This is a genomic window from Bacillus sp. FSL K6-3312, assembly GCF_038007485.1.
Classification (GTDB): Bacteria; Bacillota; Bacilli; order Bacillales; family Bacillaceae; genus Bacillus; species Bacillus pumilus.
Map to the genome: position 1 here is coordinate 2975748 of NZ_JBBOXI010000001.1, position 13054 is coordinate 2988801.

Genomic DNA, 13054 nt, shown 5'->3' on the forward strand with positions numbered 1-13054 from the left:
TGGAGGAGATTCTTAATGGCTAGAAAAAGTATCATTTGGGCAGTGGTTGTCTTCTTTATTACATACGCATTATTCTCTATTGCCGGGTTCTTGTTTCCGATTGACAGAGAGTGGTATGATGCATTAAATAAACCGGAATGGACACCGAGTGGTGGAGTAATTGGTGCTGTGTGGGCTGTCTTATTTGCTCTCATCTCGCTGTCCGCAGCGATCATTTATGGAAAGTATGGATTTCAAAAAATCACTTTACCATTTTGGATTCTTTTTCTTTTAAATTATGTATTTAATCAAGCCTTTAGTTTTTTTCAATTTACACAAAAAGATCTATTTGCCGCTACGATCGACTGCCTGCTTGTAGCACTGACAGCACTTGCTCTTGTCATCGTCTCACGTAAACTAAGCAAAGTCGTTCCAATTTTACTAATTCCTTATGTCTTATGGGGCTTCTTTGCAACATACTTGTCTTATACGATCTATTCCATGAACATGTAACAAAGACCGCTATAATGGCGGTCTTTCTTTTTTGAAGAAAATAAAAAAGAGATCTTTGACAAGATCTCTTTTAAACATGACCCGTACGGGATTCGAACCCGTGTTACCGCCGTGAAAGGGCGGTGTCTTAACCGCTTGACCAACGGGCCAGATAAATGGCGGAGAAGGAGGGATTTGAACCCTCGCGCCGCTCGCGCGACCTACACCCTTAGCAGGGGCGCCTCTTCAGCCACTTGAGTACTTCTCCATTTGGCTCCGCAGGTAGGACTCGAACCTACGACCGATCGGTTAACAGCCGATAGCTCTACCACTGAGCTACTGCGGAATATCATGGTGGGCCTGAGTGGACTCGAACCACCGACCTCACGCTTATCAGGCGTGCGCTCTAACCAGCTGAGCTACAGGCCCATGAACGGATATACAAATGGAGCGGGTGATGGGAATCGAACCCACGACATCAGCTTGGAAGGCTGAGGTTTTACCACTAAACTACACCCGCAAAAATATGTATGGGGCGATTGATGGGAATCGAACCCACGAGTGCCAGAGCCACAATCTGGTGCGTTAACCACTTCGCCACAACCGCCATACTATCAATATTTTTTTATAAAAGTGGCTCGGGACGGAATCGAACCGCCGACACACGGATTTTCAGTCCGTTGCTCTACCAACTGAGCTACCGAGCCAAGTATTCATTTTAAAAATGGCGGTCCGGACGGGACTCGAACCCGCGACCTCCTGCGTGACAGGCAGGCATTCTAACCAACTGAACTACCGGACCATTTTGGTTGTACTCAATGAGCACTCCCCATTGGTACATAAAATAATTTGGTTGCGGGGGCAGGATTTGAACCTGCGACCTTCGGGTTATGAGCCCGACGAGCTACCGAACTGCTCCACCCCGCGATGATATAAGTTTTTAAAAAATATGGCGGAGGAAGAGGGATTCGAACCCCCGCGGGCTTTGACACCCCTGTCGGTTTTCAAGACCGATCCCTTCAGCCGGACTTGGGTATTCCTCCGTATAGATGGTGGACCTTGTAGGACTCGAACCTACGACCGGACGGTTATGAGCCGTCTGCTCTAACCAACTGAGCTAAAGGTCCTTTATAGCGGCGGAGGGGATCGAACCCCCGACCTCACGGGTATGAACCGTACGCTCTAGCCAGCTGAGCTACACCGCCATGATCAAAATAATCTTTTAAAAGTGGAGCCTAGCGGGATCGAACCGCTGACCTCCTGCGTGCAAGGCAGGCGCTCTCCCAGCTGAGCTAAGGCCCCATAAAAGATGGTCGGGAAGACAGGATTCGAACCTGCGACCCCTTGGTCCCAAACCAAGTGCTCTACCAAGCTGAGCTACTTCCCGATCTTAATGGCGCGCCCGAGAGGAGTCGAACCCCTAACCTTTTGATCCGTAGTCAAACGCTCTATCCAATTGAGCTACGGGCGCTTATTGTATAATGCCGAGGGCCGGACTTGAACCGGCACGGTAGTCACCTACCGCAGGATTTTAAGTCCTGTGTGTCTGCCAATTCCACCACCCCGGCGTGGATGGTATAAGCGGAAGACGGGATTCGAACCCGCGACCCCCACCTTGGCAAGGTGGTGTTCTACCACTGAACTACTTCCGCATTACAGGATTTCTTTATTTTATTTGGCAATGCGGGTGAAGGGACTTGAACCCCCACGTCATAAAGACACTAGATCCTAAGTCTAGCGCGTCTGCCAATTCCGCCACACCCGCATGAAACATGGTGAGCCATGAAGGACTCGAACCTTCGACCCTCTGATTAAAAGTCAGATGCTCTACCAACTGAGCTAATGGCTCGCTTTAAAAGCGACTTGTCTATCTTACCATATGAAAGTGGTGCCGGCAAGAGGACTTGAACCCCCAACCTACTGATTACAAGTCAGTTGCTCTACCAGTTGAGCTACACCGGCTTTATCTATCCTAACATTATGTAAGAATAAATATGGTGGAGGATGACGGGCTCGAACCGCCGACCCTCTGCTTGTAAGGCAGATGCTCTCCCAGCTGAGCTAATCCTCCACTATGTAGGAATCTCTCGATCCGACAAAGATTATTATATACAGGTTTTCATCATTTGTAAAGGCTATATTAAAAAAATTTTATTTCAATTTTCATTACGTATTTCTTTTAACAAATGACCGTTATTTCCTCTATTCAAACAGCGTGATCTAACGTTCATCACTTAAACTTCTCCACTCTATATTCTCTTTAAAAACGGGCAATTCCTTTATAAATATTAACATCTCACATTAGATACAGTATGTCCGAAATAGAATTATCTACTAATAACGATACAGAGCTCTTCTATCATCTATTAATCTAACTCTCTACTGGTTTAACTGAAACGCTCGATCTCTTTTGTTTTAATGTGTTTCACATGCTTGTAAATGAGTTAGAGTGTCCAAACGTTCATCAAACAAGTGCAACCAACAGCATATTTTCTCAAGAAGCACAAAAAAAGACCAGTTCCGTATGGAACTGATCATTATACAAGCTTGGCGGCGTCCTACTCTCACAGGGGGAGACCCCCAACTACCATCGGCGCTGAAGAGCTTAACTTCCGTGTTCGGTATGGGAACGGGTGTGACCTCTTCGCTATCGCCACCAAACCTGATGGAGAGAATGTTCTCTCAAAACTAGATAACAATGTTCAAGCTTCACATTAGAATATAGGTTAAGTCCTCGATCTATTAGTATCTGTCAGCTCCACGTGTCACCACGCTTCCACCTCAGACCTATCAACCTGATCATCTTTCAGGGATCTTACTTCCTTGCGGAATGGGAAATCTCATCTTGAGGGGGGCTTCATGCTTAGATGCTTTCAGCACTTATCCCGTCCGCACATAGCTACCCAGCGATGCCCTTGGCAGAACAACTGGTACACCAGCGGTGCGTCCATCCCGGTCCTCTCGTACTAAGGACAGCTCCTCTCAAATTTCCTGCGCCCGCGACGGATAGGGACCGAACTGTCTCACGACGTTCTGAACCCAGCTCGCGTACCGCTTTAATGGGCGAACAGCCCAACCCTTGGGACCGACTACAGCCCCAGGATGCGATGAGCCGACATCGAGGTGCCAAACCTCCCCGTCGATGTGGACTCTTGGGGGAGATAAGCCTGTTATCCCCGGGGTAGCTTTTATCCGTTGAGCGATGGCCCTTCCATGCGGAACCACCGGATCACTAAGCCCGACTTTCGTCCCTGCTCGACTTGTAGGTCTCGCAGTCAAGCTCCCTTGTGCCTTTACACTCTGCGAATGATTTCCAACCATTCTGAGGGAACCTTTGGGCGCCTCCGTTACATTTTAGGAGGCGACCGCCCCAGTCAAACTGCCCACCTGACACTGTCTCCCTGCCCGATAAGGGCAGCGGGTTAGAAGGTCAATACAGCCAGGGTAGTATCCCACCGATGCCTCCACCGAAGCTAGCGCTCCGGTTTCCAAGGCTCCTACCTATCCTGTACAAGCTGTACCAACATTCAATATCAGGCTGCAGTAAAGCTCCACGGGGTCTTTCCGTCCTGTCGCGGGTAACCTGCATCTTCACAGGTACTATAATTTCACCGAGTCTCTCGTTGAGACAGTGCCCAGATCGTTGCGCCTTTCGTGCGGGTCGGAACTTACCCGACAAGGAATTTCGCTACCTTAGGACCGTTATAGTTACGGCCGCCGTTTACTGGGGCTTCAATTCGCACCTTCGCTTACGCTAAGCGCTCCTCTTAACCTTCCAGCACCGGGCAGGCGTCAGCCCCTATACTTCGCCTTACGGCTTCGCAGAGACCTGTGTTTTTGCTAAACAGTCGCCTGGGCCTATTCACTGCGGCTTCTCGGGGCTTTAACACCCTAAGAAGCACCCCTTCTCCCGAAGTTACGGGGTCATTTTGCCGAGTTCCTTAACGAGAGTTCTCTCGATCACCTTAGGATTCTCTCCTCGCCTACCTGTGTCGGTTTGCGGTACGGGCACCTCTCACCTCGCTAGAGGCTTTTCTTGGCAGTGTGGAATCAGGAACTTCGCTACTAAATTTCGCTCGCCATCACAGCTCAGCCTTCACGGGAAACGGATTTGCCTATTTCCCAGCCTAACTGCTTGGACGCGGATATCCAATACCGCGCTTACCCTATCCTCCTGCGTCCCCCCATTGCTCAAATGGTGAGGAGGTGGTACAGGAATATCAACCTGTTGTCCATCGCCTACGCCTTTCGGCCTCGGCTTAGGTCCCGACTAACCCTGAGCGGACGAGCCTTCCTCAGGAAACCTTAGGCATTCGGTGGACGGGATTCTCACCCGTCTTTCGCTACTCATACCGGCATTCTCACTTCTAAGCGCTCCACCAGTCCTTCCGGTCTGACTTCACAGCACTTAGAACGCTCTCCTACCACTGTTCGTAAGAACAGTCCGCAGCTTCGGTGATACGTTTAGCCCCGGTACATTTTCGGCGCAGAGTCACTCGACCAGTGAGCTATTACGCACTCTTTAAATGGTGGCTGCTTCTAAGCCAACATCCTGGTTGTCTAAGCAACTCCACATCCTTTTCCACTTAACGTATACTTTGGGACCTTAGCTGGCGGTCTGGGCTGTTTCCCTTTCGACTACGGATCTTATCACTCGCAGTCTGACTCCCAAGGATAAGTCATCGGCATTCGGAGTTTGACTGAATTCGGTAACCCGGTAGGGGCCCCTAGTCCAATCAGTGCTCTACCTCCGAGACTCTTACCTTGAGGCTAGCCCTAAAGCTATTTCGGAGAGAACCAGCTATCTCCAGGTTCGATTGGCATTTCACCCCTACCCACACCTCATCCCCGCACTTTTCAACGTGCGTGGGTTCGGGCCTCCATTCAGTGTTACCTGAACTTCACCCTGGACATGGGTAGATCACCTGGTTTCGGGTCTACGACCACGTACTCATGCGCCCTATTCAGACTCGCTTTCGCTGCGGCTCCGCATCTTCTGCTTAACCTTGCACGGGATCGTAACTCGCCGGTTCATTCTACAAAAGGCACGCCATCACCCTTTAACGGGCTCTGACTACTTGTAGGCACACGGTTTCAGGATCTATTTCACTCCCCTTCCGGGGTGCTTTTCACCTTTCCCTCACGGTACTGGTTCACTATCGGTCACTAGGGAGTATTTAGCCTTGGGAGATGGTCCTCCCGGATTCCGACGGAATTTCACGTGTTCCGCCGTACTCAGGATCCACTCTGGAGAGAACAACATTTCAGTTACAGGGCTGTTACCTTCTTTGGCGGGCCTTTCCAGACCTCTTCGCTTATATCGTTCCTTTGTAACTCCGTATAGAGTGTCCTACAACCCCAAGAGGCAAGCCTCTTGGTTTGGGCTGTTCCCGTTTCGCTCGCCGCTACTCAGGGAATCGCATTTGCTTTCTCTTCCTCCGGGTACTTAGATGTTTCAGTTCCCCGGGTATGCCTTCTCATACTCTATGTATTCAAGTATGGATACTACTCCATTACGAGCAGTGGGTTTCCCCATTCGGAAATCTCCGGATCAAAGCTTGCTTACAGCTCCCCGAAGCATATCGGTGTTCGTCCCGTCCTTCATCGGCTCCTAGTGCCAAGGCATCCACCGTGCGCCCTTTCTAACTTAACCATTTCTTACTTTAGAAAGAATCACTATGTGTGATGAACTTTGCATTGCATTCAATGTGAATGTATTACTTATTGTTATCTAGTTTTCAAAGAACAATCCTGTCTCGCTAGAGACATGTCTTGAAGGAATGATCCTTCAAAACTAAACAAGACGAAAACGCACACTGCTCCATATATCCTTAGAAAGGAGGTGATCCAGCCGCACCTTCCGATACGGCTACCTTGTTACGACTTCACCCCAATCATCTGTCCCACCTTCGGCGGCTGGCTCCATAAAGGTTACCTCACCGACTTCGGGTGTTACAAACTCTCGTGGTGTGACGGGCGGTGTGTACAAGGCCCGGGAACGTATTCACCGCGGCATGCTGATCCGCGATTACTAGCGATTCCAGCTTCACGCAGTCGAGTTGCAGACTGCGATCCGAACTGAGAACAGATTTATGGGATTGGCTAAACCTTGCGGTCTCGCAGCCCTTTGTTCTGTCCATTGTAGCACGTGTGTAGCCCAGGTCATAAGGGGCATGATGATTTGACGTCATCCCCACCTTCCTCCGGTTTGTCACCGGCAGTCACCTTAGAGTGCCCAACTAAATGCTGGCAACTAAGATCAAGGGTTGCGCTCGTTGCGGGACTTAACCCAACATCTCACGACACGAGCTGACGACAACCATGCACCACCTGTCACTCTGTCCCCGAAGGGAAAGCCCTATCTCTAGGGTTGTCAGAGGATGTCAAGACCTGGTAAGGTTCTTCGCGTTGCTTCGAATTAAACCACATGCTCCACCGCTTGTGCGGGCCCCCGTCAATTCCTTTGAGTTTCAGTCTTGCGACCGTACTCCCCAGGCGGAGTGCTTAATGCGTTAGCTGCAGCACTAAGGGGCGGAAACCCCCTAACACTTAGCACTCATCGTTTACGGCGTGGACTACCAGGGTATCTAATCCTGTTCGCTCCCCACGCTTTCGCTCCTCAGCGTCAGTTACAGACCAGAGAGTCGCCTTCGCCACTGGTGTTCCTCCACATCTCTACGCATTTCACCGCTACACGTGGAATTCCACTCTCCTCTTCTGCACTCAAGTTTCCCAGTTTCCAATGACCCTCCCCGGTTGAGCCGGGGGCTTTCACATCAGACTTAAGAAACCGCCTGCGAGCCCTTTACGCCCAATAATTCCGGACAACGCTTGCCACCTACGTATTACCGCGGCTGCTGGCACGTAGTTAGCCGTGGCTTTCTGGTTAGGTACCGTCAAGGTGCGAGCAGTTACTCTCGCACTTGTTCTTCCCTAACAACAGAGCTTTACGATCCGAAAACCTTCATCACTCACGCGGCGTTGCTCCGTCAGACTTTCGTCCATTGCGGAAGATTCCCTACTGCTGCCTCCCGTAGGAGTCTGGGCCGTGTCTCAGTCCCAGTGTGGCCGATCACCCTCTCAGGTCGGCTACGCATCGTCGCCTTGGTGAGCCATTACCCCACCAACTAGCTAATGCGCCGCGGGTCCATCTGTAAGTGACAGCCGAAACCGTCTTTCATCCTTGAACCATGCGGTTCAAGGAACTATCCGGTATTAGCTCCGGTTTCCCGGAGTTATCCCAGTCTTACAGGCAGGTTACCCACGTGTTACTCACCCGTCCGCCGCTAACATCCGGGAGCAAGCTCCCTTCTGTTCGCTCGACTTGCATGTATTAGGCACGCCGCCAGCGTTCGTCCTGAGCCAGGATCAAACTCTCCGAAAAAGTACAAAACCGAAGTTTTGTTTTTCGTCAGCGTTTGACTGACTACCTATGATGTTTCATAGGATTTTTTTATAAAACTCGAATTAACAGGTACGTTTTGTCTTGTTTAGTTTTCAAAGATCATCTTCGCCGTCTCTCAGAGGCGACTTTATTAATATAACATTCTATCAAGATAAAGTCAACAACTTTTTTCTTTATGTTATTTAATAACCGCACTGTTTTAGCGGCGAATACAAATATAACACCTTTTAAGAGAGGAAACAAGTGTTTTTTCTAGATAATTTATTTTTTCTTATCTCTTCCTATATAATCATACAAAAATTGATTGTCACAGGAATTCTCTATTGTTGATCCTGAAGGTCTTTAGTATATTTATAATAGAAGAAAACTAAATAACCGCAGGGGGAGCTTTGTGCTGAGAGTGAACATTCGTTGTTCTGACCCTTTGAACCTGTCAGTTAATACTGAAGTAGGAATGTGGATTCAATTGAATACATGTGGTGTATTCAACTCGATATGTTTTTCTATGAATAACATACTCATCCTTACACGGTCTCTCCTTGCTCAATTCATGAAAAGGGAGATTTTTTTATGCAGCAATCAAATCAATTGGTACGACTGATGGAAATCGCAATTATGACTTCACTTGCACTAGTATTAGATTACTTATCAGGTCTCTTTTTAAGAATGCCGAACGGCGGATCTCTTGCGCTGATTATGATACCCGTCATTCTTATGTCTATTAGATGGGGAATATCAACCGGGTTTATCATTGGTGTGCTTATTGCAGGCCTTCAGCTGATGAATGGCCCTATTATCGCTACACCAGTTCAAGGATTTCTCGATTATTTCGTCGCATCTGTTGTCATTTCCCTAAGCGGCCTATTTTCTGGATTGATTAAAAAAGCCATTCAGGATCAAAAGCGAAAGCAGCAATTCTTCTATATTACCTTATCCGTATTTGTTGCAAGTTTCTTTAGACTGTTGACGTTCTTTATCTCTGGTGTTGTTTTCTTTTCTCATTATGCACCAAAAGGAACTCCAGGTTGGGTTTACTCTTTAATTTATAACAGCACATATATGGTTCCTTCATTTATTATTTGCAGTATCGTTCTTTGCATACTCATACCAAGTGCATCTCGTTTGGTTTTTCCTCACCAAAAATAACTGGCTGATTTCAGCTGGTTATTTTTTTATGCATAATTTGCCGCTCTATGGAATCTATTAATAGTAGAAGATTTCATGTTGGAGGTACGCCAATGAACCCTTACTCCATTATGCTGTGCTGCTATATTCTCAGTCTTGCTTATTTTTTGGCAGGTTTCCATGAAGCTTTAAAAATAGCAGGAATAAAAGGAAAAGTAGAAGCTTCTCCTCTTATCTCTTATATGCTTTTAGCTGTGCTTTTCACTTTTTTCTCTCATTATTATTGGAAGCTGACGATTTAATTCGGTGTAGATGGTCATTTAATACAGGCAGCTCCCACCCATACCCTATTTCATCATGCTTCTCGCCAGCCAGCTCGAACTGGCTGGTAACGACAAAATGAGGTTGAAGCTTTTGATAAAAATGCTTTGCCGAATTTTGTTCAAATACCCACAGCATGATATTCTGATACCCTTTCTCTATTAAATAACTCACTCCTTCTGCAATTAAAGCGATACCTGCTCCTGATCTCTGTTTCTCTTGCAATAAATAGATCGCGTAAAGTTCTCCATCATATGTTGGATAGCGCTCATCACGTTGTTTTCCAAAAGAAGCAAAACCAAATACCCCCTCGGCATCCTCTGCGACAAACGTCCCTTCAAGTGACCTTCTTCTCCAGCTCTCTTCTCGATCTTCTATATTTAAACCATCCAAATAATCCTGATTAATAATGCCTTGATAAGTCGTCTGCCAGCTCTTCACATGTATTTCGGCAATTTTAGGAATATCTTGTTGTACAGCATGCCTCACCTTCATCCGCGCCACTCCTTCTCACTGTTTTCATCCTATCTTTATTATGATAAATTCCTATTTCCTAAAATTCAATCAATAAAGGATATTCGTTGACATTTTGTCAACACACCTTTATATTGGGTACGACTTCTTTTATAGAAGAGTTGATACATCATACAAAGGATGGCGTAAAATGGATTCTAAAACAACTGAGTTTGGGTCTCTCTTAAAGGAAAGATTGCAACAACGTTCTCTATCTTTAAGAGAGCTCAGCACGTACACAGGAATTGATAAAGCGACACTGTCTCGAATCATGAATGGAAAAAGAAAACCAACTTTGAATCATCTGCAGCGGCTTTCAGATTCTCTGAACCTATCATTAGATCAACTATTAGCTGCTTCAGGGTTTCCAATCAAAAACGAAAAGGTACATAGTGATACGTTCATACAAACGGTCGTAGAGATCGAAAAAACACTGAAAGATGAGGAGGTCTACGACGGTACATTTAGTCAGACCAAATTGAAACAAATGCTAAACGAATATGAGACCTATAGCCAAACAAACGAGGGAAAAGAAACGATCTCAGCAAAGTTTGAGAAAAAGATGGAGGCGGTAAACGGCGCCGGGCCATTCCTTCAGCATTTGAAAGACATGTACAGCTTATTTATGATCGGACGAGGTACTTCTCGAGAATTAATGCTGATGGGGGGCACACTCCTTTATTTCATTATGCCTGTTGACTTAATACCAGATTATATTTTTCCGATCGGCTACATTGATGATGCTGCGGCTGTGAAAATCGTCATAGACCAGCTGACAAATAGGTAACAGGAAAAGAAGCTATGAAAAAACAGTACAACATTGACTTCATACTTTTACTCACTGTTATTTGTTTATTTGTCATCAGCCTGATAGCTGTATATAGCGGATCAGGACAGTATGAATCGCAGGATATGTTTTATTTCGTCAAAAGACAAATTTTCTGGTATATCGTCGGTTTCGGTCTTATGGCCGCTGCTGCATACTTTGATTATGAACTTCTTGAGCGTTTATCTTTTCGGTTATTTACAGGTGGTATTTTTCTCATTATTCTTGTGCATTTTTTCGGAACGAGTCAAAACGGATCCCAAAGATGGATCAGCTTCGGTTCAATCAAAGTTCAGCCATCAGAGTTCATGAAAATTTTTGTGATCCTGCTGCTAGCGGCTGTCTTGAACCAATACAAGCATCAGCGATTTTCGTTTAAAGAAAGCATCATTCCTACAAGTAAAGTCGTTTGCTGGACCGTTGTCCCTTTTTTCCTCATCTTAATTCAGCCTGATTTAGGGACAGCGCTCGTGATATTATCTATCGCCTTTACACTGATGCTTGTGTCAGGAATTTCCAGCAAAATGATAGCCGCATTAATGGCTTCTTTTCTTGCACTTCTTTCATTTTTGGTCTACTTACACAACGAACACTTTGAGCATTTCACAAAAATCATTAAGCCACATCAGCTTGATCGCATTTATGGCTGGCTCTCCCCCGATGAATTTGATTCAACATACGGGTATCAGCTGAAACAATCGATGCTCGGCATTGGATCAGGTCAATTATCAGGTAGCGGTTTTACACAGGGTCATCAAGTACAAGGAGGTAATATCCCTGAAGCGCATACGGATTTTATCTTTGCCGTCATTGGTGAGGAGTTTGGTTTTATCGGCGCCTCCCTTTTGATGTGTTTGTACTTAATGATGATTTACCGAATCATTCATGTGGCTATGCATGCTAATACGCTTTATGGATTGTACATATGTGCAGGTGTCGTTGGGCTGATCGTGTTTCAAGTTTTCCAAAACGTAGGGATGACAATCGGTTTAATGCCTGTGACGGGACTTGCGCTTCCTTTTATCAGCTATGGAGGCAGTGCGCTATTGACTAACATGACCGCCATTGGCCTCGTGTTTAGTGTCAATATCAGGTCATCATCCTATATGTTTGGAGACAACTGGAATTGAAGATGATGGCATTTCTTCTATCTCATTTCAAAAAAGTTGACCGCGTTCTTGCTGGAACGATTGTGTTCCTCTGCTTATTTGGTTTACTGATGGTGTACAGTGCAAGTTATCCTTTAGGAGAAGTGAAGTATGAGAAGGGCAGCTATTTCTTTATCAAACAATGGCAATGGCTCCTGATTGGGGGATTCTTTTTTTTCATTGCCGCTCTTTTCCCTTATCAGATTTATCGTAAATGGATGAAATGGCTTGTCATGCTGTCATTGCTATGTCTCATCCTAGTCCTGATTCCTGGAATTGGTGTTGTCAAAAACAATTCACAGCGGTGGATTCAGCTGGGCTCTCTTATGCTCCAACCTTCGGAAGCTGTGAAACTAGTGATGGTGATCTATTTTGCCTATGTGTACGCGAAAAAACAGGCGTACATTACATCTTTTAAAAAAGGCGTACTGCCGCCACTCATCCTTTTAAGTCTTGTTTTTTTATTAATCTTAAAGCAGCCTGATTTAGGCACAGCTGTGTCTATTTTATTAAGCTGTGGCATCATTTTATTATGCGCTGGGCTGAAAACGCGCCATCTTATTTTGCTAGGATCGACTGCCTTAGCATGTATCACTTTTTTTGCAGTGACAGCACCTTACCGTTTGAAGCGGCTGACTTCTTTTCGTGATCCTTTTCAGTATGAAGATGGAGATGGCTATCAGCTGATTCATTCGTATCTCGCAATGAATTCAGGCGGACTGACAGGGAATGGCTTAGGCGGGAGTATTCAAAAGCTAGGCTTTCTTCCAGAAGCCCATACGGATTTTATTATGGCCATTATCAGTGAAGAGCTGGGCATTATGGGGATTTTGATTGTGATAGGTGCATATCTATTCATCATGTATCGCGCAATGCGAATTGTGCAGGCTTTACATGACCCTTTTGGAAAACTGTTAACGATCGGGCTTACGTTTCAAATCATGCTCCAAGCAGTCTTTAATTTAGGTGCTGTCTTTGGTCTTCTTCCGATCACAGGCATTCCGCTTCCTTTCATTAGTTATGGCGGCTCCTCCCTAGTGTTCATGATGATATCTGCTGGTATTCTCGTAAATCTTTCTTCATATGTAAAAAGGAATCCATATCGGGCGCATGCCAAATAGACACCTTCTGATGGAAGGTGTCTCAGCGTGTAGACAAACCCTCGCATTCGTTGTCAGGTCTGCGCGCTGGTGCTCACGAATGTTCAATTCGCTCCGCAAAAGTAGCTGCTCTTCCTAGACTTCA

The 13054-nt window shown here is 46.2% G+C and carries 6 protein-coding genes, 21 tRNA genes, 3 rRNA genes and 1 riboswitch; of the genes, 5 read left to right on the plus strand and 25 right to left on the minus strand.

Features of this window, described 5'->3' with window-relative positions; all coding sequences use genetic code 11:
- The first annotated feature begins 15 nt into the window (after nt 1–15).
- On the plus strand, nt 16–492 hold the full coding sequence (locus tag MHI11_RS15530) for a TspO/MBR family protein (protein ID WP_034620862.1): 477 nt from the start codon (nt 16–18) through the stop codon (nt 490–492).
- A gap of 77 nt (nt 493–569) precedes the next feature.
- On the opposite strand, the gene MHI11_RS15535 is transcribed toward MHI11_RS15530, so the two are convergent.
- The 24 genes from MHI11_RS15535 to MHI11_RS15650 all read right to left on the minus strand — a co-directional run bounded on the left by MHI11_RS15535 (nt 570) and on the right by MHI11_RS15650 (nt 7855).
- Nucleotides 570–641: transfer RNA gene (locus MHI11_RS15535), tRNA-Glu, on the minus strand.
- Nucleotides 642–648: 7 nt separating this feature from the next.
- Nucleotides 649–739 (minus strand) — tRNA-Ser (locus tag MHI11_RS15540).
- Nucleotides 740–742: 3 nt separating this feature from the next.
- Nucleotides 743–817: transfer RNA gene (locus MHI11_RS15545), tRNA-Asn, on the minus strand.
- Between the two features lie 6 nt (nt 818–823).
- Nucleotides 824–900, minus strand: a tRNA-Ile gene (locus MHI11_RS15550).
- A gap of 17 nt (nt 901–917) precedes the next feature.
- Nucleotides 918–991, minus strand: a tRNA-Gly gene (locus tag MHI11_RS15555).
- Nucleotides 992–1002: 11 nt separating this feature from the next.
- Nucleotides 1003–1078, minus strand: a tRNA-His gene (locus tag MHI11_RS15560).
- Between the two features lie 27 nt (nt 1079–1105).
- Nucleotides 1106–1178 (minus strand) — tRNA-Phe (locus MHI11_RS15565).
- An 18-nt stretch (nt 1179–1196) separates the two neighbouring features.
- Nucleotides 1197–1273 (minus strand) — tRNA-Asp (locus tag MHI11_RS15570).
- Between the two features lie 48 nt (nt 1274–1321).
- A tRNA-Met gene (locus MHI11_RS15575) sits at nt 1322–1398 on the minus strand.
- A 23-nt stretch (nt 1399–1421) separates the two neighbouring features.
- Nucleotides 1422–1514 (minus strand) — tRNA-Ser (locus MHI11_RS15580).
- 7 nt (nt 1515–1521) lie between these two features.
- Nucleotides 1522–1598, minus strand: a tRNA-Ile gene (locus MHI11_RS15585).
- A 4-nt stretch (nt 1599–1602) separates the two neighbouring features.
- Nucleotides 1603–1676, minus strand: a tRNA-Met gene (locus MHI11_RS15590).
- Nucleotides 1677–1700: 24 nt separating this feature from the next.
- Nucleotides 1701–1773 (minus strand) — tRNA-Ala (locus tag MHI11_RS15595).
- Nucleotides 1774–1781: 8 nt separating this feature from the next.
- Nucleotides 1782–1858, minus strand: a tRNA-Pro gene (locus MHI11_RS15600).
- A gap of 7 nt (nt 1859–1865) precedes the next feature.
- Nucleotides 1866–1942, minus strand: a tRNA-Arg gene (locus tag MHI11_RS15605).
- A gap of 11 nt (nt 1943–1953) precedes the next feature.
- Nucleotides 1954–2039, minus strand: a tRNA-Leu gene (locus tag MHI11_RS15610).
- Nucleotides 2040–2051: 12 nt separating this feature from the next.
- Nucleotides 2052–2123, minus strand: a tRNA-Gly gene (locus MHI11_RS15615).
- Nucleotides 2124–2153: 30 nt separating this feature from the next.
- Nucleotides 2154–2236: transfer RNA gene (locus MHI11_RS15620), tRNA-Leu, on the minus strand.
- Between the two features lie 8 nt (nt 2237–2244).
- Nucleotides 2245–2320, minus strand: a tRNA-Lys gene (locus MHI11_RS15625).
- Nucleotides 2321–2357: 37 nt separating this feature from the next.
- Nucleotides 2358–2433: transfer RNA gene (locus MHI11_RS15630), tRNA-Thr, on the minus strand.
- A 33-nt stretch (nt 2434–2466) separates the two neighbouring features.
- Nucleotides 2467–2542: transfer RNA gene (locus MHI11_RS15635), tRNA-Val, on the minus strand.
- A 474-nt stretch (nt 2543–3016) separates the two neighbouring features.
- A 5S ribosomal RNA gene (gene rrf, locus MHI11_RS15640) occupies nt 3017–3132 on the minus strand.
- Nucleotides 3133–3193: 61 nt separating this feature from the next.
- A 23S ribosomal RNA gene (locus tag MHI11_RS15645) occupies nt 3194–6124 on the minus strand.
- Between the two features lie 182 nt (nt 6125–6306).
- Nucleotides 6307–7855 (minus strand): 16S ribosomal RNA (locus MHI11_RS15650).
- The 16S, 23S and 5S rRNA genes sit together here with 21 tRNA genes alongside, the layout of an rRNA operon.
- A gap of 391 nt (nt 7856–8246) precedes the next feature.
- Nucleotides 8247–8348: riboswitch (TPP riboswitch) on the plus strand.
- A gap of 98 nt (nt 8349–8446) precedes the next feature.
- Here MHI11_RS15650 and thiT point away from each other — a divergent pair.
- On the plus strand, nt 8447–9022 hold the full coding sequence (gene thiT, locus MHI11_RS15655) for an energy-coupled thiamine transporter ThiT (protein ID WP_044140737.1): 576 nt from the start codon (nt 8447–8449) through the stop codon (nt 9020–9022).
- Nucleotides 9023–9262: 240 nt separating this feature from the next.
- On the opposite strand, the gene MHI11_RS15660 is transcribed toward thiT, so the two are convergent.
- A complete protein-coding gene (locus tag MHI11_RS15660) occupies nt 9263–9817 on the minus strand; it encodes a GNAT family N-acetyltransferase (RefSeq protein WP_044140739.1) in 555 nt (184 codons plus the stop codon).
- A 169-nt stretch (nt 9818–9986) separates the two neighbouring features.
- On the opposite strand from MHI11_RS15660, the gene MHI11_RS15665 reads away from it, so the two are divergent.
- From MHI11_RS15665 to ftsW, 3 genes are read left to right on the plus strand one after another with little or no spacing between them, the layout of a single operon-like run.
- Nucleotides 9987–10622, plus strand: a complete 636-nt coding sequence (locus MHI11_RS15665) for a helix-turn-helix domain-containing protein (protein WP_044140740.1) — start codon at nt 9987–9989, stop codon at nt 10620–10622.
- A gap of 14 nt (nt 10623–10636) precedes the next feature.
- Nucleotides 10637–11791 carry a rod shape-determining protein RodA gene (gene rodA / locus MHI11_RS15670; protein ID WP_044140741.1) on the plus strand — a complete coding sequence of 385 codons (1155 nt, stop codon included), beginning with the start codon at nt 10637–10639 and terminating at the stop codon, nt 11789–11791.
- A 5-nt stretch (nt 11792–11796) separates the two neighbouring features.
- A complete protein-coding gene (gene ftsW / locus MHI11_RS15675) occupies nt 11797–12930 on the plus strand; it encodes a putative lipid II flippase FtsW (protein ID WP_445661868.1) in 1134 nt (377 codons plus the stop codon).
- The last annotated feature ends 124 nt before the right edge of the window (nt 12931–13054 follow it).

Bases quoted from the DNA above. Each gene is read 5' to 3' on its own strand.
- MHI11_RS15660 (WP_044140739.1), bottom strand. From the start codon at position 9,817: ATGAAGGTGAGGCATGCTGTACAACAAGATATTCCTAAAATTGCCGAA.
- ftsW (WP_445661868.1), top strand. From the start codon at position 11,797: ATGGCATTTCTTCTATCTCATTTCAAAAAAGTTGACCGCGTTCTTGCT.
- rodA (WP_044140741.1), top strand. From the start codon at position 10,637: ATGAAAAAACAGTACAACATTGACTTCATACTTTTACTCACTGTTATT.
- MHI11_RS15665 (WP_044140740.1), top strand. From the start codon at position 9,987: ATGGATTCTAAAACAACTGAGTTTGGGTCTCTCTTAAAGGAAAGATTG.
- MHI11_RS15530 (WP_034620862.1), top strand. From the start codon at position 16: ATGGCTAGAAAAAGTATCATTTGGGCAGTGGTTGTCTTCTTTATTACA.
- thiT (WP_044140737.1), top strand. From the start codon at position 8,447: ATGCAGCAATCAAATCAATTGGTACGACTGATGGAAATCGCAATTATG.